Below are 21,037 nucleotides of genomic sequence, written 5' to 3'. Positions count from 1 at the left end.
CACGTGAACCCAGATCTCACGCTCGCGCAACAGCCGGACCGAGGACCGATCTTCGTCAAGTCCCGCCCGGTCCGCACCGGCGACATCGACGTCGCCAAGCAGGTCAGGCTCGACGCCGTCGCCCGCTACCTGCAGGACATCGGCAACGACAACATCGAGGCCGCGGGAGCCATCGACACCCATCCGCTCTGGATAGTGCGTCGTACGGTCGTCGACGTCGTACGCCCGGCGATCTGGCCGGAAGAGTTGACGATGACTCGCTGGTGCTCCGGCTTCTCCACGAGATGGGCGAACATGCGTGTGCGCTTCGACGGCAGCAACGGCGCGCTGATGGAAACCGAAGGCTTCTGGATCAACATCAGCGCCGAGTCGGGCATGCCCACGCGGATGAGTGACGACTTCATGCGGCCACTGGAGGAATCCACCGACGAGCATCGCCTGAAGTGGAAGCGGGTACTCGCCGAGAACGCACCGGAGGCGGACGACGCCGGTGTTCTGGACACGCCGTTCGCTCTGCGCGCCACGGATATCGACCCGTTCGACCACGTCAACAACGCCGTCTACTGGCAGGCAGTCGAAGAGGTCCTCAGCGCTCGCACCGAACTACGGACAGTTCCGCATCGAGCACTGATCGAGTACCTCTCCCCCATCGTCTCCAGCGACGACGTCGTCCTGCGCAGCCGCGTCGACGACAAGACCGTCACGGTCTGGTTCCTGGTCGGCGAAGCGCTCCGCGCAGTTGCGCAGGTGAGCGCCCTCTAACGCAGTTTCTGGGTCGCGACAGCCGCGACACCGAACACCAACGCAAGAAGAATCGCGGCCCAGAAACCGAAGAGCCACCACACCACGCCGAACACGACCACTGCCGGGGCAACGGTGATGAAAGCGATGGTGGGGCTTTCGCGTACCACCTCGAGTGCAGTTCGGGCATTAGTTCGATCGAGCTTCTTACCGGCCATCGAAAACCTCCTTCAAGGTCCTGACCATCCAGAGTAACCGGACTGACGGGCACAAAGCGGATACCGTGAACGCATGGCCGACCACCGCACCCTCGTCCTCATGCGACACGGCAAGTCCAGCTACCCCGAGGGCATCCGTGATCACGAGCGTCCGCTCGCCGAACGGGGCCTGCGCGAGGCCCGCATCGGCGGCGAATGGATCCGCGAAAACGTCCCGCCCGTCGACGCCGTTCTGTGCTCCACCTCCCGGCGGACCGTCGAAACCCTTGCCTCGACGGGAATCGAAGCTCCCGCCGGGTTCGAGAAGTCCATCTACGGCGGCTCACCCGCAGACGTCATTGCAGCTGCGCGAACCACGTCCGACCACGTCAAGACGCTCCTGATCGTCGGACACGAACCCGGAATTCCCTGGACTGCACTCGATCTCGCATCGAACGAAAACTCCGAAGCGGCCCAACGTATCCGCGACAAGTTCCCGACTTCGGCGATCGCCGTCCTCTCCGTACCGGTGCCGTGGACCGAACTCGACGACTCCGTCGCCACTCTGCTCGAGTTTCACGTGCCCCGTTAGATCAACCACACTGCTAAACCACCTCACGCAATAGGCGGTCCGAAAGTGCAAGCGCGTCACGGTCGTACGTCGATGTCGACGCCAACACTTCGTCGGCACCGGTCCGTTCGGCGAGATCGTGAAGTTGCTGTTTCACCTCGACGGGTGTGCCGTGCAGCGCCGACGCCATGAACGACTCGATCCGCCTGGCGTTTCGATCACTGCGCGGAGCACGCCTGATCTCGTCCAGCGACGCGAGCGGCGGAAACTCCCCTGTCCGTGACGATTCTGCGAGCGCGTGTGCCTCCGGGATCAGCAACTCACGCGCCGCGTCGGTGGAATCGGCAACCGCCACTTCGAGAGAAACCACCACATAGGGTTCGGGATGAGCGTCGGTGGCCCGGAAAGCTCGGCGGTACTCGTCCAATGCCTCCACCCGGTCGGTGCTCCCAATTCCGAGTATCGGCCCACCCACGACCACCGGAAGCCCCAGTTGCGCTGCCACTTTCAGGCCTGTGCGCGTCGCCAGCACGAAGATCGGGACTCCAGTCTGCGACGCCGGCCGTGCCGTCACTGCGGCGGAACCGTCCAGATAACGCCTCACCTCGTCCAGGTCCGACACAAACGTGTCCGGAGCGTCCTTGCTGCGTCGTAGTGCCTGACGTACGGGCTCCGTGAATCCCAGCGATCGGCCGAGGCCGAGATCGATTCGCCCCGGGTAGAGAGCCTCCAGCATCAGGAACTGCTCGGCGACGATCAGCGGTTGGTGATTCGGCAGCATGACCCCACCGCTGCCGAGTCTGATATCGCGCGTATGCGCGCCGATCGCGGCAAGCAGTACTGCCGGCGACCCGCTCCCGATCCCGGGCACCGCGTGATGCTCGGCGACCCAGAACCGGTGGTAGCCGAGAGCGTCGGCGTGCGCGGCACGTTCGACGGAATGCGTCAGAGCTGCGGAGTCGGGGTATCCGCTCCGGGTTCGGGATCGGTCGAGCAGTGAGAGAAGTACCCTCGGAGCAACAAGGAATTCGGAAAGTTTCATCCGGACGCCGAACGAGGACCGTTTCTGACCGCAATACCCGCAACACTGGACCTGTCGCCGGAATTCACCATCACATGAAGGGCACGTCATGGACATCAAGCTCGAACTGGTCGCCATTCCCGTCACCGACATCGACCGCGCCAAGGACTTCTACGTCCGCCTCGGATTCAACGCCGACCACGATCACACGGTCAGCGAAGACCTGCGATTCGTCCAGCTGACCCCACCCGGTTCGGCCTGCTCGATCTGCATCGGCAAGGGAATCACCGACGCCGAGCCCGGTTCCGTCGTCGGCATGCAGGTAGTGGTCAAGGACATCGAAGAGGCTGAGCGCGAGTTCAAGAGCCGCGGCATCGACATCAGCCCGATCGACGACCAGGCCTGGGGCAGATTCATCTACTTCGCCGACCCCGACGGCAACAAGTGGGCCGTCCAGGAGATCGTCATCCCGGACCTCAGCGGCAGCAACTCCTGAAAACGTCCCACTCCTGACATGAAAAATCCCCCCACCTCTTTCGAAGTGGGGGGATTTTCTACGAACTAACGCTTAGCGGTAGTCGTCACATGCGACTACCCGACTAGCGGTAGTCGTCACATGCGACTACCCGACTAGCGGTAGTCGTCACATGCGACTACCCGACTAGCGGTAGTCGTTGCTGAAGCCGTAGTCGTCCAGCGGAACTGCAGCACCGGTGTTCTGGCCGAAGCCGTCCGGGCTGTAGTACTGGTCGTCGTACGACGGCACTGCGTAAGCAGCGGCGCGTGCCTCTTCGGTGGGCTGAACCTGGATGTTGCGGTAACGGTTGATACCGGTACCGGCAGGGATCAGCTTGCCGATGATGACATTTTCCTTCAGACCGATCAGCTTGTCCGAGCGGCAGTTGATAGCCGCGTCGGTCAAGACACGAGTGGTCTCCTGGAACGATGCCGCGGACAGCCACGAATCCGTCGCGAGCGACGCCTTCGTGATACCCATGAGCACCGGACGGCCGGCTGCGGGCTCGCCACCCTCGGCGACAACGCGGCGGTTTGCCGACTCGAACTCGGCGCGCTCGGTGAGCGAACCGGGCAGGAACTCGGTGGCACCGGAATCGATGATCGTCACGCGACGAAGCATCTGGCGCACGATGACCTCGATGTGCTTGTCGTGGATCGACACACCCTGGCTCCGGTACACCTCCTGGACCTCGTTGACCAAGTGGATCTGAACCTGACGCGGACCCATGACTCGCAGGACCTCGTGGGGATCGGCAGCACCTTCCATGAGCTGCTGTCCGACCTCGACGTGGTCACCGTCAGCCAAGAGGCTTTCGCGACCGTCGGCGTGCTTGAAGACACGCAGACGCTGACGCTTGCTGAGCTTGTCGTAGACAACCTCTTCGCCGCCGTCGTCCGGAACGATGGTGATCTTGTAGAAACGATCGCCGTCTTCGAGCTGTACCCGACCGGTGACGTCCGCGATAGGAGCCTTGCCCTTGGGCACACGTGCCTCGAACAGCTCCTGGACACGCGGCAGACCGCCGGTGATGTCATCTCCTGCGACACCACCCTGGTGGAAGGTACGCATGGTCAGCTGGGTACCGGGCTCACCGATCGACTGTGCGGCGACGATACCGACAGCCTCACCGATGTCGACCAGCTTGCCGGTGGCCATCGAGCGGCCGTAGCAAGTGGCGCAAACGCCGGTGCCGGTGGTGCAGGTCAGGACCGAGCGGACCTTGACCGTCGTGATGCCGGCTTCGAGCAGAGCATCGATCGCGGGGTCACCGAGATCGTGGCCACGCTCGACGATGACGGTGCCGTTCGCGTCGACTGCATCGGCCGCCAAGGTACGGGCGTACGTGCTGGTCTCCACGTGAGCATCGCGGATCATCGTGCCGTCGGCCTGCTTCTCGGCGATCGTGGTGACGATGCCGCGCTCTGTTCCACAGTCGACCTCGCGGACGATGACGTCCTGCGAAACGTCCACCAGACGACGGGTCAGGTAACCCGAGTCGGCGGTGCGGAGTGCGGTATCGGCCAGACCCTTACGAGCACCGTGCGTGTTGATGAAGTACTCGAGAACCGTCAGGCCTTCCTTGAAGGAAGACTTGATCGGACGCGGGATGAACTCACCCTTCGGGTTTGTCACCAGGCCCTTCATACCGGCGAGCGAGCGAACCTGAGTCATGTTGCCGGCTGCGCCGGACTTCACGATCATCGGGATCGGGTTGCTGTCGGGGAAGTGAGCCTCCATGGCCTTGCCGACCTTGTCGGTCGCTTCCTGCCAAATGGTGACCAGAGCGCTGTTGCGCTCCTTCTTGTCCAGAGCACCACGCTGGTACTGCTTCTCGATCTTGTCGGCCTGAGCCTCGAAGTCCTCGATGATGGCAGGCTTCTCCGGCGGCACGAGCACGTCGGAGATCGAGACCGTGACACCCGAACGGGTGGCCCAGTAGAACCCGACGTCCTTGAGCTTGTCGACGGTCTGAGCAACCACGATCATCGGGTACCGCTCGGCGAGATCGTTGATGATCGTCGCCTGGCGCTTCTTCGGCATCTGCTCGTTGACGAACGGGTAGTCCGCCGGAAGCAGCTCGTTGAAGAGCACACGGCCGAGTGTCGTGGTGGCGGTCCAGCCGTCACCGTAGTTCCAGCCCTCGGGGAACAGTTCGTTCTCGAGGTCGCGCGGCGGACGCTGCTGCGTCAGACGCACCTTGATCTGAGCCTGAACCGAGAGCGCGCCGCGGTCGACTGCCATCTGAGCCTCGGCGGGCGAGGAGTACACGCCCTGCTCTGCCTCGTCGTTGGTCGGAGCAACGAGCTCACCGGTGACACCCTCGTCGAGACGGGTCAGGTGGAACAGACCCGTGACCATGTCCAGACGCGGCATGGCGAGCGGGCGACCCGAAGCAGGCGAGAGGATGTTGTTCGAGGACAGCATCAGGATGCGTGCCTCGGCCTGTGCCTCTGCCGACAGCGGGAGGTGAACAGCCATCTGGTCACCGTCGAAGTCGGCGTTGAAGGCCTCACACACCAGCGGGTGGAGCTGAATGGCCTTGCCCTCGACGAGCTGCGGCTCGAATGCCTGGATACCCAGACGGTGCAGCGTAGGTGCACGGTTGAGCAGCACGGGGTGCTCGGCGATGACCTCTTCGAGGACGTCCCACACCTGGACGCGCTTGCGCTCGACCATGCGCTTTGCCGACTTGATGTTCTGCGCGTGGTTCAGATCGACCAGACGCTTCATCACGAACGGCTTGAACAGCTCGAGAGCCATCAGCTTGGGCAGACCACACTGGTGCAGCTTGAGCTGAGGACCGACGACGATGACGGAACGACCCGAGTAGTCGACGCGCTTACCGAGCAGGTTCTGACGGAAGCGACCCTGCTTGCCCTTGAGCAGATCGCTCAGGGACTTCAGCGGGCGGTTACCCGGTCCGGTGACCGGACGTCCACGACGACCGTTGTCGAACAGGGCGTCGACCGACTCCTGCAGCATCCGCTTCTCGTTGTTGACGATGATCTCGGGAGCACCGAGGTCGATCAGTCGCTTGAGGCGGTTGTTGCGGTTGATGACGCGGCGGTACAGGTCGTTGAGGTCGGACGTCGCGAAACGTCCACCGTCGAGCTGAACCATCGGGCGAAGCTCCGGCGGGATCACCGGAACAGCGTTGAGGACCATGCCCATCGGCGAGTTGCCGTTGGTCTGGAATGCCGCAACCACCTTGAGGCGCTTGAGTGCACGCAGCTTCTTCTGGCCCTTGCCGCTGCGGATGGTCTCGCGGAGAGACTCTGCCTCGGCGTCGAGGTCGAAGTTCTGCATCAGGATCTGGATGGACTCTGCGCCCATCGCACCCGTGAAGTACTCGCCGTAACGGTCGACCAGCTCGCGGTACAGGAGCTCGTCGATGATGAGCTGCTTGACGCTCAGCTTGGTGAAGGTGGTCCAGATCTCGTCGAGACGATCCAGCTCACGCTGCGCGCGGTCACGGAGCTGACGCATTTCGCGCTCGCCGCCGTCCTTGACCTTGCGGCGGACATCGGACTTCGCGCCCTCTGCCTCGAGCTCGGCGATGTCGGCTTCGAGCTTCTGCGCACGTGCCTCGAGATCGGCGTCGCGCTGATCTGCGACGGTCTTCTTCTCGACCTGCATCTCGGCTTCGAGGGTGGACAGCTCGTTGTGACGGAGCTCCTCGTCGACACCGACGATGACGTAGGCAGCGAAGTAGATGATCTTTTCGAGATCCTTCGGAGCCAGGTCGAGCAGGTAACCGAGACGGCTCGGAACACCCTTGAAGTACCAGATGTGCGTGACCGGTGCGGCCAGTTCGATGTGACCCATGCGCTCACGACGAACCTTGGCGCGAGTGACCTCGACGCCACAGCGCTCACAGATGATGCCCTTGAAGCGGACACGCTTGTACTTACCGCAGTAGCACTCCCAGTCCCGAGTGGGGCCGAAGATCTTCTCGCAGAAGAGGCCGTCCTTCTCGGGCTTGAGCGTGCGGTAGTTGATGGTCTCCGGCTTCTTGACCTCGCCGTAGGACCAATTGCGGATGTCCTCTGCACTGGCCAAGCCAATGCGGAGTTCATCGAAGAAGTTGACGTCGAGCACGTAACTTCCTTTCCCCGTTGGGGTTACGGTTGCCGGTCACCCGGCAACCTGACTGCCAATTCAAATGTGAACTACGCCCCCGGGCCGCTCTCTCAAGAGCAACCCGGGGACCGAAACCTAGTTCGCGAGGTCGTCGACCGTCGCAGCTTCGTTCCTGGACAGGTTGATGCCCAGGTTCGCTGCGGCCCGCTCCAAGTCCTCGTCGTCGCCGTCCGCCATCGTGATGGCCGCGCCGTCCGAGGACAGCACCTCCACGTTGAGGCAGAGCGACTGGAGCTCCTTGAGGAGCACCTTGAACGACTCGGGGATGCCGGGTTCGGGGATGTTCTCGCCCTTGACGATGGCTTCGTACACCTTGACTCGACCGACCACGTCGTCAGACTTGATGGTCAGCAGTTCCTGCAGCGTGTAAGCCGCGCCGTAGGCCTGCATCGCCCAGCACTCCATCTCACCGAAGCGCTGGCCACCGAACTGGGCCTTACCGCCGAGAGGCTGCTGCGTGATCATCGAGTACGGACCGGTCGAACGAGCGTGGATCTTGTCGTCGACCAAGTGGTGCAGCTTGATGATGTACATGTAACCGACCGAGACCGGGTACGGGAACGGCTCGCCGGAGCGGCCGTCGAACAAGGTGGCCTTTCCGTCGGGGCCGACCATCTGCTCGCCGTCACGGTTCGGCAGCGTCGCGCCGAGGAGACCGGTGAGCTCGTCTTCCTTCGCACCGTCGAACACCGGGGTGGCGATGTTCGAGTCGGCCGGAGCGGACAGCATCTCTTCCGGCAGGGTCGCAGCCCAGTCGGGACGAGAGCCGTCGGACGCGATCTGAACGTTCCAGCCGGTCTTGCCGATCCACCCGAGGTGGGTCTCCAAGACCTGACCGATGTTCATACGACGCGGGACGCCGTGCGTGTTCAAGATGATGTCGACAGGCGTGCCGTCCGAGAGGAACGGCATGTCTTCCTGCGGCAGGATCTTGCCGATGACGCCCTTGTTACCGTGGCGGCCGGCGAGCTTGTCGCCGTCCTGGATCTTGCGCTTCTGTGCCACGTAGACGCGGACCAGCTCGTTGACACCGGGAGGCAGATCGTCGTCTTCGTCACGCGAGAACACGCGGATTCCGATGACCTTGCCGGTCTCACCGTGAGGAACCTTGAGGGACGTGTCACGAACCTCGCGAGCCTTCTCACCGAAGATGGCGCGAAGGAGGCGCTCTTCGGGGGTCAGCTCGGTCTCGCCCTTCGGCGTGACCTTTCCGACCAGCACGTCGCCGTCACGAACCTCGGCACCGATACGGATGATGCCGCGCTCGTCGAGGTCGGCGAGGACCTCGTCGGAGACGTTCGGGATGTCGCGAGTGATTTCCTCGGCACCGAGCTTGGTGTCGCGGGCATCGATCTCGTGCTCCTCGATGTGAATCGAGGTCAGGACGTCCTCCTCCACGAGACGCTGCGACAGAATGATCGCGTCCTCGTAGTTGTGGCCTTCCCACGGCATGATCGCGACGAGCAAGTTCTTGCCCAGCGCCATCTCACCGTTCTCGGTGCAAGGACCGTCGGCCAGAACCTGGCCGGCCTCGACACGCTGTCCCTCGTCCACGATCGGACGCTGGTTGGCGCACGTGCCCTGGTTGGAACGCGCGAACTTGCGCATCCGGTACGTCTTGCGGCTTCCGTCGTCAGCCATCACCGTGACGTAGTCCGCGGAGATCTCCTCCACGACACCGGTCTTCTCGGTGATGATGACGTCGCCGGCATCCACAGCTGCACGCAGCTCCATGCCGGTACCGACGAGAGGTGCCTCGCTGCGAACCAGCGGGACAGCCTGACGCTGCATGTTCGCGCCCATCAGGGCACGGTTTGCATCGTCGTGCTCGAGGAACGGAATCATCGCGGTTGCGACGGACACCATCTGACGCGGCGAAACGTCCATGTAGTCGATGTCGGAGGACGCGACGAACTCGACCTCGCCACCCTTACGGCGGACGAGAATCTTCGAGTCGGTGAAGCGACCCTCGCGGTCGATGGCCGAGTTGGCCTGCGCGACTACGTGGCGGTCTTCTTCGTCAGCGGTCAGGTAGTCGACCTCGTCGGTCACCTGTCCGTCGACGACGCGACGGTACGGGGTCTCGATGAAACCGAACGGGTTGACGCGGGCGTAGACCGACAGCGAACCGATCAGGCCGATGTTCGGGCCTTCCGGGGTCTCGATCGGGCACATGCGGCCGTAGTGCGACGGGTGAACGTCGCGAACCTCGAGGCCGGCGCGCTCACGGGACAGACCACCCGGGCCGAGGGCGGACAGACGACGCTTGTGCGTCAGCCCCGACAGCGGGTTGTTCTGGTCCATGAACTGCGACAGCTGGGAGGTTCCGAAGAACTCCCTGATTGCAGCGACGACGGGACGGATGTTGATCAGCGTCTGAGGCGTGATTGCCTCGACGTCCTGCGTGGTCATGCGCTCACGAACCACACGCTCCATGCGGGACAGGCCCACGCGGATCTGGTTCTGGATGAGCTCGCCGACCGTACGCAGACGACGGTTGCCGAAGTGGTCGATGTCGTCGACCTCGACGGGAACCTCGACGCCGCCCGGAGCCGTCATCGAGGTGTCACCTGCGTGCAGACGCACGAGGTACTCGACGGTGGCGACGATGTCTTCTTCGGTGAGCGTGGATGCAACGATCGGCTGACCCGCGTTCAGGCCGAGCTTCTTGTTGATCTTGTAACGACCCACGCGAGCGAGGTCGTAGCGCTTGTCCTTGAAGAACAGGTTCTCCAGCAGGGTCTGCGCGCTCTCCTTGGTGGGGGGCTCGCCCGGACGCAGCTTGCGGTAGATGTCGAGCAACGCCTCATCGGTGCCGGCGGTGTTGTCCTTCTCCAGCGTGGCCATGAGGATCTCGGAGAAGCCGAAGCGCTCCGTGATCTGCTCGGTGGTCCAGCCGAGTGCCTTGAGCAGGACGGTGACAGGCTGACGACGCTTGCGGTCGATACGGACACCAACGGTGTCGCGCTTGTCGACGTCGAACTCGAGCCATGCGCCGCGACCCGGGATCACCTTGACGCTGTGCAGATCCTTCTCGGTGCTCTTGTCGACGCTCATGTCGAAGTACACACCGGGGGAACGCACGAGCTGCGAGACGACCACACGCTCGGTGCCGTTGATGATGAAGGTGCCCTTGTCGGTCATCATCGGGAAATCTCCCATGAAGACCGTCTGGCTCTTGATCTCACCAGTGTTGTTGTTGATGAACTCCGCGGTGACGAACAACGGCGCCGCGTAGGTCATGTCCTTGTCTTTGCACTCGTCCGTCGAGGCCTTGACCTCGTCGAATCGAGGGTCGGAGAAGGACAGCGACATAGTGCCGTTGAAATCCTCGATCGGAGAAAGCTCCGCGAGGATGTCCTCGAGACCACCGGACACTGCATTGTCGCCGAGTGCCGCTGCTCGTTCACGCCAACTCTGCGCGCCGATCAGCCACTCGAACGAATCTGTCTGTACGTCAAGAAGCCCGGGAACTTCGAGGGGTTCGCGAACTTTCGCGAACGAAACCCTCTTCGGGGCTCCGGGGATTCCGGAAACTGCCTTGGTCTGGCTAGAGACTGCCAAGATGCGTCCTTCCAGCACCTCACGCGGGCCGCTCCGTGCTGTTGCGACCGCCGCTGTATCTGCTTCGAATTTCGCTGGTTACAACCCGAACGAAACCCGTCGCAGAAAGCAAGAAGTACTTGACTTCGCAGCGGTTGAGACGAGGGGTGGACAGGAGGCAGCCAGCGCAACGTCCAAAAGTACACCCTTACTCTGGAAATGTCGAGTCGGGTGTAACTGAGGGTCGAATTCAGATACTGACGTGAGACTGCCGATCACTCGTCCGTGCATGTTCACCGATCAGAGTGGACCTTGCGGACCGCTCCGTCAAGGGCGAGAGCGCGTGTCGCAGCATTCGAACATTCGTGACGCGCATTCGAACACTGCCACCGGGAGTGTAGCCAGCAACGGCGTCACATACGAAAAATCTGGACCGACATCGTGCGTCGATCCAGATCTTCGCGCTGGTGCGCAGGTGCTACTGGTCGCGAATCTCCGAGCTACTGGTCGCGAATCTCCGAGCTACTGGTCGCGAATCTCCGAGATCAGCCAGTTTCCGTCCTGCTTCTCCAGACTCACGATGACCATTCCGGAGCGAGAGTCTGCCGCCACGCCGTTCTGCGTCGAGCTGACGTTCAGTTGGGCGAGCAACTGCGCCCGGTCCTTCTCTAGCCGTGTGATCCCGATCAGCGGGACATCAGCGGTCGTTGCCGTCTGGGTTTGTTCGACGCCGGCCTTCTGCGTGTCCTTGTACTGCGTCAGCTGATCGCGCATCGACTGGTTCAGGCCCTGGACACCCTTGTCGAAATCGGCGTCGAAGGTGTCGGGAGAAAACGTGAAGACTGCAGCCAACGCCGACGGCGTCACACGAAGAACTTCAGCCGTGGCGCCTTCGTCCACCCAGGCGATGTCGTCCGTCTTCGCGCCGACTTTGAAGAAGGCGATGCCGGCGAGGATCGCGACGATGACCGCTGCGGCCCCCAGGATCGCGACCAGGCGCCAACCGGCCTTGGATTGTGTAGGTGTTGTCGCCGACTCCCCCGCGCCCGTCTCCGGGGTAGCAGGGGCCTTGGGCTCGTCTGCGACGGTTTTCGCCGGTTTGGTCAGATCGGGGCCCGGTGTGGATTCCGGAGCGTCGGTTTCCGTCTTCGGCGGCTCGATTTCTCCGGACTCGGCCTTCGTGAGCGTCGGCTTCGCAACCTCCGGCTTCACAGCCTCCTGTGTTTCTTCTTCCGGCTGTTCGATCGTGGGCTCGACCGGATCCGAATCGGACGTCCCCGCGGGGACGTTGAGCGAGCGAGCGCTTCCCGCGATCTTCGGCCGACGGTTCTGCGGGGAGGACGGTCCGCCGGTACGACGTTTGGGTGGCATTACGCGCTTCTCCTTCGAGGGATGTCGGTGTGCAGGTTCGACGAACTACTGGCCACCGGAATCACCACCCTCGGTTGTCGGTGCGGGAGCACCGGAGGCAGGTGCCTCGGTCCCCGAACCGGGTGCGGGCGTTGCGTCAGGAGCAGGCGTGGAGCCGTCGGTGGCCGGCAGGGTGCCGGAGCCGAGATCGAGCCGAGAGCCGATCGGATCAGCCGACTGAGCCTTCCAGACCCCGTCGACCTCGACCATGCCCAGCCGCATGCCGAGCTGATTCTTGACGAACTGGTTGCCCTGGGTCGTGGTGACTCGAACGACGACCAGTGCCGTGGCGGTCCGGTCATCGGTATTGAGCTCGGTCAGCGCGGACTGAACGACTTCGGTGTCAGCCTTCGAGCCCGAGTTACGCAACTCGTCTGTGATGGAATCCTGAACGGTCTGCAGATACGTCGTCATCTCGTCACCGGTCACCGAAGAACGCATGTTCTCGATCGACTGGTCGAGATTGGCCGAATCCGCGTTGTTGAGGTTGATCGCGACTTGCTGCGCACCGATCAACGCGTCGTCACGCATCTCGGCGGTGGTGCGGTCGGTGGTGAGCGCCCGAACGTACGGGACGCCGAACACACCGAGCGCAACCACTGCCGCCAGAAGCAAGACACCGACCGCAATCAGAGACGCTGTCAGCCCCTTCGGTCTACCGGTTGTCGGCGCTCCCGATTCGACTTGCTCGGGCCCGCCGGACTGCGGGGAACTGTTTCTCTGAATCACACTCACTACCCTACTTACCTGTTTTGCCCAGCCTCTGGCCGCGAATCGTCAACTGCCACAACTCAGTAGCCTGAACTGCACAAACTCGACCACATTCGGATCGGTCTACTTCGGTGTCACTCCGAGCAACGGCGCCAACTGCGTCGCGATCGGGTTGAGGTTCAACTTGTCCGGATCGACCTTCGGCTTGAAGTCCCAAGGCTGGATCGTGTCGGGATCGGCGTACACCACGCGGTTGGCACTGCGGACGCCCGTCTCGCTGCCCAGCGGCGTCTCACACGAGGCCGCGGTGTTGAGCGGGAAATCCTGCTGGGTGTCGTCGAAGTTGGGATTCTGACGCTTCATCTCGTCCAGGATCGCCATGGTGCCTTCGTAACCCACCGTGCACGAGAGCGGATTGTTGGTCTCGAGCACCAAGCCCAGATGGACCGTTCCGTCGCCGGGAGCAACCGTCGGTGCGGCAGCGGCCAGGCCGGGAAGGAAGATCAGGAACGGCTGCAGCGCGATCGTTCGGGGTGCAAGCGTCTTGGTGGTCGCGGCAAGATTGGTCAGGTCAGTCGTCAGGCTCGGGCCCGCCTCGTTGATGAGGGCACCGATCTGATCGCTGGCCGGGATGCCGTTGTCGATCAAGCGACGGATGTCCGGATCGCTGGTCCTCAACTGCGCCGTGACAGCATCGAGATCGGTACTGAACTGCTTGATCGCGGAGGACTGATCCGACTGCGTCGTCAGTACCGTCTCACTGTTCCGAATCAGCGCGAGCGTCTGAGGCAGAGTGTCGAGCCCGGACTGCGAGAGACCGGACAGCGAATCGGCCAGGACCTGAATGTCCTCGCCTTTGCCGTTGAACGCTGCACCGAGTTCGACGGCGACGGTGTGGAGCGCGTCGACGGGCACGGACTTGACCAAGCCGTTGGCACTGGTCAGCACATCCTCGATCGGGATCGGAGTTGTGGTGTCCCCCACCGCGATCACCGAGCCGTCCTCGAGAAACGGTCCCTGGTCGGTATCGGGCTGAAGGTCGACGTACTGCTCACCGATGGCGGAGCGGTTGGCCACGACGGCACGGGCCGACGCGGGAATCTCCGGAGCACTGTTGTCGATCTTCAGGTCGACCTGAATTCCGTCCTCGGTCAACGACATGTCGCCCACTCGCCCGACCGGCACGCCGCGATACGTCACCTCGGCGTTGGTGAAAATTCCACCGGACGTGGCCAATTCGGTCTTGACCGTGTACTGACCGAACCCCATGAGGTTGTCCAGGCGCACGTACTTGGCGCCGACGTAGATGAGACCCAGGAGCGCAACCACGACAAAGCCGACGAGCTGCCATCTGACCAGAGCTGATCTCACTGTCCATCACCGCCGATTCCGAACTGTTCCAGCATTCCCTGGATGGGGTTGAGTGGGTTCGCCGCGGGCGCCGGCGTTGCCGGGTCACCCGCTGTTGTGGCGGGAAGGCCGGCGACAACGGGAACCTGCGGCAGGATCGGAGCGATCGGCAGCAGTGACACTGTCGGCCAGCCCGGTCGCGGTCCGTTGCCGTTGTAGTACGGGTTGGAGGGGTCGACCACCGGCTTGGGATTGCCGAACTTGGGCTGGCGGTATTCCGGTTCTCCCTGCCCGACACCGAGACCCGAGAGTGTATTGCCGATCTGCAGGTCGACACTCAGGAAGAGGTTGACGGAACCACCCTGTGCAATCTTCTCGACACCGTCCGGGAACGGGAACGTCGGAAGGAACGGAAGTGCCCCCACGAAGTCGTCACCGGAGTCTGCGAGCGCCTGCAGCGTCGGACGCAGAGCCTGAAGATCAGCGATCAGATCGTCCTTGGACTGTGTGAGGACGTCGGTTCCCACTGTTCCGAGTCGATCCACCTGAGCGAGCATCTGCGTCAGCTGCGGACGCTGCTCGTTGAGAACCTGTGTCGCAACGGGGAGTTCCTCGAGAATCTTCCCGATCTTCTCGTTCTGATCGTTGACGCGAGTCGAGAGCACATCCAGGCCGTCGAGCGCGCGTGTGATGTCGTCACGCTGCTCGTTGAGTCCACCGATGAGTGTGTTCGCCTGCTCCAGAAGACTTCTCGTCTTGCCTTCGCGACCGTCGAACGCGGCACCGAGTTCTTCGACGATGGGCTGCAACTGGCCCACACCGCCGCCATTGAGCAGCAGCGACAATGCGCCGAGAACCTGCTCGATCTCCGTGGCGTGGCGAGTGCGATCCAGCGGAATGAGATCACCGTCGGCCAGCTTCGTAGAGTCCGGTCCGGACGGCGGGGCCGACAGCTGGATGAACTTCTCGCCGAGCAGGTTGGTCTGCTCGACCGCGGCAATTGCGTTGGCGGGCAGATCAACCGACGAGTCGAGGATAATGCCGACATCCGCGGTCCATCCGTCCGGTCCGACCGACACGTCGTCGACGCGACCGACGGGAACGCCGTCGACCTTCACAGCGGACTGCGGAACCAAGTCGAGCACGTCGTCGAACTGAATGGTCAAGTGCATCGGATCGGAACCCACATCAGGACCGCCGGGAAGCGGGACAGCGTAGATCCCCTCGGACGAGCAGGCGGTTGCCGAGATCAGGACGGCGCACAATCCGGCGCCGACTATCAATGAACGCTTCACTCGCCCTCCCCGTTTCCACTGGTCAGTCGCGGTGACACGACGCCGGGCACAGTGCCCGGAACTACCTGCATCTGTCGTTCGGAACCGGCAAGGATGCCGAAGGGAAGGTTCAGGCCTGCAGCCTGATTGGCTGCGTCGGTCATCGCTGCGACGTTTGCGCACTGGTCGATAGCCGGTTGCATCTGCCTTCCCAATGCCTCGAACCGCGGATCACCGGGCAACAGCTTGCCGAGGTCCATCAACTTGCAGAGCACGCCGGCCGGGTTCTGAAGATCAGGGAACGCCAGACGTGAAGCCAGCACACCTGATTCGGCGTCGTACGAGTTGACCAAGTTGGAGATCGCCAGCGGAAGCATGGTGAGCGTGTTGGCCAGTGCTTCCTTGTTGTTCGCCAATGTCTGTGTCGGTTCGACGAGACCTTCGGTTGTCTGGACCAGTTGATCGCGGTTGTCGGCCACGAACTTCGCGACGTCGCCGAGCGCAATCGAGAGCTGGTTCAGAGCGGCACCGAGATCGTCGCGCTCACCTGCCAGGAATCCGGTCAGGTCCGACAACTGCGTGTTGAACTGGCGCACCTGCTGATCGTTGGCCGCGAGAGCGCCCACAAAAGTATCCAGGTTCTTGATGGTGAGCGAGATGTTGTCACGCGAATCGTTGAGCGTCCGTGCGGCATCCGAGAGGTTGGTGATGCTGTCTCCCAACGCTTCACCGTTGCCCTCGAGGTTGGCCGCACCTGTCTCGACGAAATCGGACAGTGCTCCGTTCTTGTTGGCACCTTCAGGACCGAGAGCCGACGCGAGTTCGTCGATGCTGGAGTACAACTGGTCGACCTCGACAGGCGTCGCCGTCTTCTCGATCGGAATTACTGCACCGCTGGCCATCTTGTCGCCGCCGGTGAAGACCGGTGTCAGCTGGATGTAGCGGTCGGCAACCACCGACGGCGTGATCTGAGCGGCACTGGCACCCGCGGGAATGTCGATCCCACGATCGACACGCAGCTCGACCTTGACCTGATCTCCCTGGGGTTCGACGGATTCGACGGTGCCGACCTTGACACCGAGGACACGAACGTCGGAACCGTCGTAGATACCCACCGACTTGTCGAAGTAGGCGGTGATCTTGGTGGTACCGGCGCGAGTGAACACCCACCACAGCGCGCCACCGATTACGAGTAACCCGATCAGAACAGCGGCGATGATCGCGACCGAGCGCTTCTTGGAGCCGCTTCCGGCTTCGGCAGTATCAGCCATCAGTTGCCTCCCAACGTACGAACGGGGTCACGGTAGCCCGGAATGTCCGGCAGACCCGGCGGAAGGAGGTTCACGACGACCTGGTCGAACCAACGGCCGTTGCCGACCACGTTGGCATACAAGCGAATGAAGGGTTCGTAGAGCTTCAGTGCCTTGTCCAGGTTCTCGTTGTTTGCCTTCAGGATGTCGATGACGCCGTTGAGCTGCGTCAGCGCCGGCCCGATTGCCGCCTCGTTGTCACGAACGAGACCGGTGAGCTGCTGAGAGACGCGCTGAGTTCCGGTGAGCAGCTGCGAAATCGCTTGCTGGCGATTGTTGAGCTCCTGCACCAGTAGTCCACCGTCTCGGATCAGCTGGGTGAATTCCTTGTTGCGGTCAGCAAGAATCTGCGACGTCTTCCCGGTGGCGGCGAAGAGCTTCTGCAAGTCCTGATCGCGGCTCGCGATCGTCTGCGACAGCCGACTGACACCGTCGAGCGAAGCGCGGACATCGCCAGGCGTCTCGGAGAATGCCTGGGACAACGTCTCCATGCTCTTCGCCAACTGGTCGGTGTCGATGTCGCCGACGGTGTCCGCCGCGGCCGAGAAGGCCTGAACGACGTCGTACGGAGAGGTGGTGCGCTCGAGCGGAATCCGATCCTTGGGATCGAGGTTGTCGGTTCCGCGCGGATCTAGTGCGAGGTACTTCTGTCCCAGAATGGTCTTGATCTGAATGGACGCAGAGGTTTGATCTCCCACCCACGCGTCACTGACCTTGAAGTCGACGAGAACACGGTCACCGTCGAGATCGACGGAAGTGACCTTGCCGACCTTCACGCCGGCGATACGAACCTCGTTACCAGGCTTGAGACCCGCGGCTTCGGAGAACTCGGCGGAGTAGGACGAGCCTGCTCCCACGAACGGAAGCGAATCAAGGAAGAACGCGGACAAAGTGGCCAGCAGCACCACGAAGATACCGATGGCTCCGGCCATTGCCGGACTGCGACGTTTACTCATCGACCTTGCAACTCCCTCATACCGTCTTGAGTGCATCGCGTGGCCGCGTTGGTGTAAATCGGCTGATTGACCGTCGGCAGGCCGGTGGGCAGATTCAGCGAGGCAGACTGTCCTGGACCGGCAACGATGTCGATTCCGCACAGATAGAACTGGAACCAGGAACCGTAGCTCGCTACGCGTGCGAGCTTCTCGAGCTTGACCGGCAAGGTCTCGAGCACCGCGTTGACGTCGTCACTCCGACGATTGAGTGTGGTCGCCAGCGTGTTGAGTGCCGTGATCGAGCCCTGAATCGACGGCCGCGTCGGCTCGAGCAGGTCTGCCGTCGCGTCGGTCAGGCCGGCGAGTGAGGTGACGGCCGAACCGACCACCCCACGCTCGTTGGCCAACCCGGTGACGAGTTGCTGGGTGTTGACGATCAGTGAATCGAGGTTCTTGTCGTTCGCGTTGACGGTGTCGAGAACGTCGTTGAGGTTCTTGATCACCGCGCCGATGACCGCGTCCTTGTCCGCGACGGTGTTGGTCAGGCTCGCGGTGTTGCGCACGAGCTCACTGATGGTGCCCGATTCGCCTTGGAAGACCTGGATGATCTGGTACGACAGCTTGTTGACGTCGTCCGCGCTCAGGGTGGTGAACAGCGGCTTGAAGCCGTTGAAGAGTGTCGTGAGGTTGACTGCCGGGCGCGTCTGAGACAGCGGCAGGGTATCGCCGCCGGTGATCTTCTTGCCTTGGCTGCCTTCACCTTGCGAGAGCGAGATGTACCGCTGCCCCACCAGGTTGCGGAACCGGATGGTGGCGATGGAACTGGCCGGCAACCAATCACGGTCGGACACCGAGAACTGGACCTCGGCCTGGTTGTCGTTGACGATGGCAATCTTCTCGACCTGGCCGACACGAACACCGGCAATGCGGACCTCGTCGCCCTCGTTCAACGAAGTGACGTCGGAGAAGACGGCGTTGAACTTGGTGCCGCCACCGCCGCCGAGGTTGGCGATACTGGCTGCCAGCAGTCCTGTCGCCAGGACCGTCACCACAACGAAGATGATGAGCTTTGTCAGCGGAGCTGCGAGTCCTCTCATTGGACGCTCACCTCCGCACCTGCGAATGCCGGAGCGCTGACCATCGTGGTCCACGCCGGAACATCGTCCGGCGCAACACCGTTGGCCTGTCCGTAGATCACCTTCAACGTATCCTCTTCGAGTTTCGAGCCCGCGTAGCCGGCCTGCTGAGCCGGACCGCTGTTGTTGGTCGAGAACAACTGAGGTCCGGAGCCCTCGGGTGCAGGCAGGAATTCCATGGTGGCGGGACCTGGATTGCGGGAAGGAACCTGGTAGGAACCGTCACCGTACGAACCGCCGGGGTACTGCGGGAACGGACGACCGGGCTCGGTGACGTTGTCGTAGCAAACCGGGCCGCGGTTGTCGACGAGCCGTGGCTCGTCTTGGTTGGGCAGGTAGCGACCCTTGGGGTTCACGATCTGAATACTCGCACGCACACCAGGATTGGGCGCGTCGGTGGACAGGATCTTGGCAGCTTCCGGAGCGGTGTCCGAGAAGCCCTTGAACGTGCACCCGAAGGTCGGAGAGTACTGGGCCAGAAGCTGAAGAGCTTCCTTCGAATCCGCAGCGAGCGTGATGATCGAGGACGAGTTCGCTTCGAGGAAGGCTGCGGTGTCAGACGATGTCACGGTGAGCGACGCCAGCAGTGTCCGCAACTGGTCCTGCTTCTGCACCACCGTGTTACCCGTGGTCCGCAGATTGTCGAGAGCGTTGATCAGATCGGGCGCAGCGTCCGAGTACGTCTGGGAGAAGTCCGCGAACTTGCGCAGATCCTCTTGCACCGCGGGCAGTTCGGTATTGACGCCGCGGAAGATCTCCTCGAGACGATCGACCGTCAGACCGAGCTCGGCGCCGCGTCCCGTCAGACCCTGCGCGAGAGAACCGAGAGTGTTCGCCAGATCCTGCGGCGGAATCGCCTGCAGAAGTGGGAGCAGTCCGTCCAGAACGTCGCCGACCTCGACAGCATTGCCGCTCTTGTCCTGGTGGATCACCGTTCCCGCGGAAATCGGGGTCGCGGTGGTTCCCTCCGGAATGATCAGGGAGACGTAGCGCTCACCGAAAAGCGTCTTCGGGAGCAGACGCGCCGTGACGTTGGACGGAATCAGATCAGCCTTGTCCGGCTCGATCGCGAGGACCGAGGTGACCTGGCCGTCTTTCGTCGACGCGGATCGCACCTCGCCGACCAGCAGCCCACGGACCTTGACGTCCGCGTTGGGTGGCAACGCATTTCCGACTGTGTCGGTCACGAGGTCGATCTTCACGACGTCCTTGAACGTCTTGTTGAAGGTTCCGATGGTGAAGGCCAGGAACAATGCCAACACCACGAAGAACACGAGTCCGAGCACACGGCGGCGCAGGACTGACGGAGCCTCGATCATCCGGCCACCCTCACTGTCGTCGTGGTGCCCCAGATTGCGAGGCTGAGGAAGAAGTCGAGAACGGCGATCGTCACGATTGCGGCGCGAACAGCGCGGCCGACGGCCACGCCGACACCTGCGGGACCACCTGAGGCATGGAACCCGTAGTAGCAGTGGATCAGGATCAGCACGAAGGCGAATACCAGGACTTTCGCAAACGAATACAGCACGTCCTGCGGTGGCAGGAACAGGTTGAAGTAGTGGTCGTAGGAACCCGTCGACTGCCCGTTGAAGACCGTGCTGATCACTCTCGAGGCGAGGTACGCCGCAAGCAGACCCACGATGTACAGCGGGATGACGGCGACGAAGCCGGCGATCATGCGCGTCGTGACCAGGAACGGCACCGACGGAACTGCCATGACCTCGAGCGCGTCGATCTCTTCGGAGATACGCATGGCACCGAGTTGGGCGGTGAAGCCACAACCAACCGTGGCCGAGAGCGCAAGAGCCGCAACGATCGGAGCGATCTCACGGGTGTTGACGTATGCGGAGAGGAAGCCGGTCAGGACCGAGCTACCCAACTGCTCCAGAGCGGCGAAGCCCTGGAGGCCGACGACGACACCGGTGAATCCGGACATCATCGCGATGACGCCGATGGTTCCGCCGATCACTGCGAGCGCACCGCTACCGAAGGTCACTTCGGCGAGTAGTCGAAGCGTCTCCTTCCGATACCGATGCAGGGTGCGCGGGGTCCACGCGATGGCGCGCGCGTAGAACGACATCTGCTCGCCCGCGCGGTCCAACGCGTTCACTGGAATTCTGGCTACTTTGCGACTCTTCAGCAGGAACTGATCGCCGCGGCCTCGTGCGATGGTCATTT

General features: G+C 62.6%; 16 protein-coding genes. 3 read left to right on the top strand and 13 right to left on the bottom strand.

Going from position 1 to position 21,037, the window contains the following annotated elements:
- The first annotated feature begins 3 nt into the window (after window positions 1–3).
- Entirely contained in the window at window positions 4–762 is a 759-nt protein-coding gene (locus tag A0W34_RS08645) for an acyl-[acyl-carrier-protein] thioesterase (RefSeq protein WP_007728423.1), read from the top strand.
- Here the strand turns inward: A0W34_RS08645 and A0W34_RS08640 are convergent.
- Window positions 759–959, bottom strand: coding sequence for a hypothetical protein (locus A0W34_RS08640; protein WP_003941897.1), 201 nt, complete (start codon window positions 957–959; stop codon window positions 759–761). The genes A0W34_RS08645 and A0W34_RS08640 overlap by 4 nt on opposite strands.
- 73 nt (window positions 960–1,032) lie before the next feature.
- On the opposite strand from A0W34_RS08640, the gene A0W34_RS08635 reads away from it, so the two are divergent.
- On the top strand, window positions 1,033–1,530 hold the full coding sequence (locus A0W34_RS08635) for a SixA phosphatase family protein (RefSeq protein WP_007728426.1): 498 nt from the start codon (window positions 1,033–1,035) through the stop codon (window positions 1,528–1,530).
- A 13-nt stretch (window positions 1,531–1,543) separates the two neighbouring features.
- On the opposite strand, the gene A0W34_RS08630 is transcribed toward A0W34_RS08635, so the two are convergent.
- Window positions 1,544–2,551, bottom strand: a complete 1,008-nt coding sequence (locus tag A0W34_RS08630; protein WP_042453102.1) for an LLM class flavin-dependent oxidoreductase — start codon at window positions 2,549–2,551, stop codon at window positions 1,544–1,546.
- A gap of 88 nt (window positions 2,552–2,639) precedes the next feature.
- Here A0W34_RS08630 and A0W34_RS08625 point away from each other — a divergent pair, with 88 nt between their 5' ends.
- A complete protein-coding gene (locus A0W34_RS08625; RefSeq protein ID WP_003942070.1) occupies window positions 2,640–3,026 on the top strand; it encodes a glyoxalase superfamily protein in 387 nt (128 codons plus the stop codon).
- Between the two features lie 165 nt (window positions 3,027–3,191).
- Here the strand turns inward: A0W34_RS08625 and A0W34_RS08620 are convergent, their stop codons facing one another.
- The 11 genes from A0W34_RS08620 to A0W34_RS08570 all read right to left on the bottom strand — a co-directional run bounded on the left by A0W34_RS08620 (window position 3,192) and on the right by A0W34_RS08570 (window position 21,035).
- On the bottom strand, window positions 3,192–7,148 hold the full coding sequence (locus A0W34_RS08620) for a DNA-directed RNA polymerase subunit beta' (protein ID WP_003941914.1): 3,957 nt from the start codon (window positions 7,146–7,148) through the stop codon (window positions 3,192–3,194).
- 117 nt (window positions 7,149–7,265) lie between these two features.
- Window positions 7,266–10,772: a DNA-directed RNA polymerase subunit beta gene (gene rpoB, locus A0W34_RS08615; protein ID WP_003942068.1), complete on the bottom strand. Its 3,507-nt coding sequence runs from the start codon at window positions 10,770–10,772 to the stop codon at window positions 7,266–7,268.
- 483 nt (window positions 10,773–11,255) lie between these two features.
- On the bottom strand, window positions 11,256–12,104 hold the full coding sequence (locus A0W34_RS08610) for a hypothetical protein (RefSeq protein ID WP_064113963.1): 849 nt from the start codon (window positions 12,102–12,104) through the stop codon (window positions 11,256–11,258).
- Window positions 12,105–12,149: 45 nt separating this feature from the next.
- Window positions 12,150–12,878: a hypothetical protein gene (locus tag A0W34_RS08605; protein ID WP_007728440.1), complete on the bottom strand. Its 729-nt coding sequence runs from the start codon at window positions 12,876–12,878 to the stop codon at window positions 12,150–12,152.
- Window positions 12,879–12,977: 99 nt separating this feature from the next.
- Complete coding sequence (locus A0W34_RS08600; RefSeq protein ID WP_047268908.1) at window positions 12,978–14,225, bottom strand: MCE family protein; 1,248 nt, start codon at window positions 14,223–14,225, stop codon at window positions 12,978–12,980.
- A complete protein-coding gene (locus tag A0W34_RS08595) occupies window positions 14,222–15,499 on the bottom strand; it encodes an MCE family protein (RefSeq protein WP_042453094.1) in 1,278 nt (425 codons plus the stop codon). The genes A0W34_RS08600 and A0W34_RS08595 overlap by 4 nt, the downstream gene beginning before the upstream one ends.
- A complete protein-coding gene (locus tag A0W34_RS08590; RefSeq protein WP_003941941.1) occupies window positions 15,496–16,749 on the bottom strand; it encodes an MCE family protein in 1,254 nt (417 codons plus the stop codon). Before A0W34_RS08590 ends, A0W34_RS08595 begins: the two co-directional genes overlap by 4 nt.
- Complete coding sequence (locus A0W34_RS08585) at window positions 16,749–17,744, bottom strand: MCE family protein (protein WP_003942053.1); 996 nt, start codon at window positions 17,742–17,744, stop codon at window positions 16,749–16,751. The genes A0W34_RS08590 and A0W34_RS08585 overlap by 1 nt, the downstream gene beginning before the upstream one ends.
- Complete coding sequence (locus A0W34_RS08580; protein ID WP_003941932.1) at window positions 17,741–18,820, bottom strand: MCE family protein; 1,080 nt, start codon at window positions 18,818–18,820, stop codon at window positions 17,741–17,743. Before A0W34_RS08580 ends, A0W34_RS08585 begins: the two co-directional genes overlap by 4 nt.
- Window positions 18,817–20,178 carry an MCE family protein gene (locus A0W34_RS08575; RefSeq protein ID WP_003942007.1) on the bottom strand — a complete coding sequence of 454 codons (1,362 nt, stop codon included), beginning with the start codon at window positions 20,176–20,178 and terminating at the stop codon, window positions 18,817–18,819. The genes A0W34_RS08580 and A0W34_RS08575 overlap by 4 nt, the downstream gene beginning before the upstream one ends.
- A complete protein-coding gene (locus A0W34_RS08570) occupies window positions 20,175–21,035 on the bottom strand; it encodes an MlaE family ABC transporter permease (protein WP_003941894.1) in 861 nt (286 codons plus the stop codon). The genes A0W34_RS08575 and A0W34_RS08570 overlap by 4 nt, the downstream gene beginning before the upstream one ends.
- Window positions 21,036–21,037 lie beyond the last annotated feature (2 nt).

It is taken from the genome of Rhodococcus sp. BH4 (assembly GCF_002079265.1).
Taxonomy (GTDB): Bacteria; Actinomycetota; Actinomycetes; order Mycobacteriales; family Mycobacteriaceae; genus Rhodococcus_F; species Rhodococcus_F qingshengii.
Note: the sequence above shows the minus strand (reverse complement) of the source record. Positions and strands in the feature narration are given on the sequence as shown.

What these genes read in the sequence shown, in the direction of transcription:
- A0W34_RS08640 (WP_003941897.1), bottom strand. Translation starts at nt 959, where the DNA reads ATGGCCGGTAAGAAGCTCGATCGAACTAATGCCCGAACTGCACTCGAG.
- A0W34_RS08635 (WP_007728426.1), top strand. Translation starts at nt 1,033, where the DNA reads ATGGCCGACCACCGCACCCTCGTCCTCATGCGACACGGCAAGTCCAGC.
- A0W34_RS08630 (WP_042453102.1), bottom strand. Translation starts at nt 2,551, where the DNA reads ATGAAACTTTCCGAATTCCTTGTTGCTCCGAGGGTACTTCTCTCACTG.
- A0W34_RS08625 (WP_003942070.1), top strand. Translation starts at nt 2,640, where the DNA reads ATGGACATCAAGCTCGAACTGGTCGCCATTCCCGTCACCGACATCGAC.
- A0W34_RS08610 (WP_064113963.1), bottom strand. Translation starts at nt 12,104, where the DNA reads ATGCCACCCAAACGTCGTACCGGCGGACCGTCCTCCCCGCAGAACCGT.
- A0W34_RS08590 (WP_003941941.1), bottom strand. Translation starts at nt 16,749, where the DNA reads ATGGCTGATACTGCCGAAGCCGGAAGCGGCTCCAAGAAGCGCTCGGTC.
- A0W34_RS08585 (WP_003942053.1), bottom strand. Translation starts at nt 17,744, where the DNA reads ATGAGTAAACGTCGCAGTCCGGCAATGGCCGGAGCCATCGGTATCTTC.
- A0W34_RS08580 (WP_003941932.1), bottom strand. Translation starts at nt 18,820, where the DNA reads ATGAGAGGACTCGCAGCTCCGCTGACAAAGCTCATCATCTTCGTTGTG.
- A0W34_RS08575 (WP_003942007.1), bottom strand. Translation starts at nt 20,178, where the DNA reads ATGATCGAGGCTCCGTCAGTCCTGCGCCGCCGTGTGCTCGGACTCGTG.
- A0W34_RS08570 (WP_003941894.1), bottom strand. Translation starts at nt 21,035, where the DNA reads ATGACCATCGCACGAGGCCGCGGCGATCAGTTCCTGCTGAAGAGTCGC.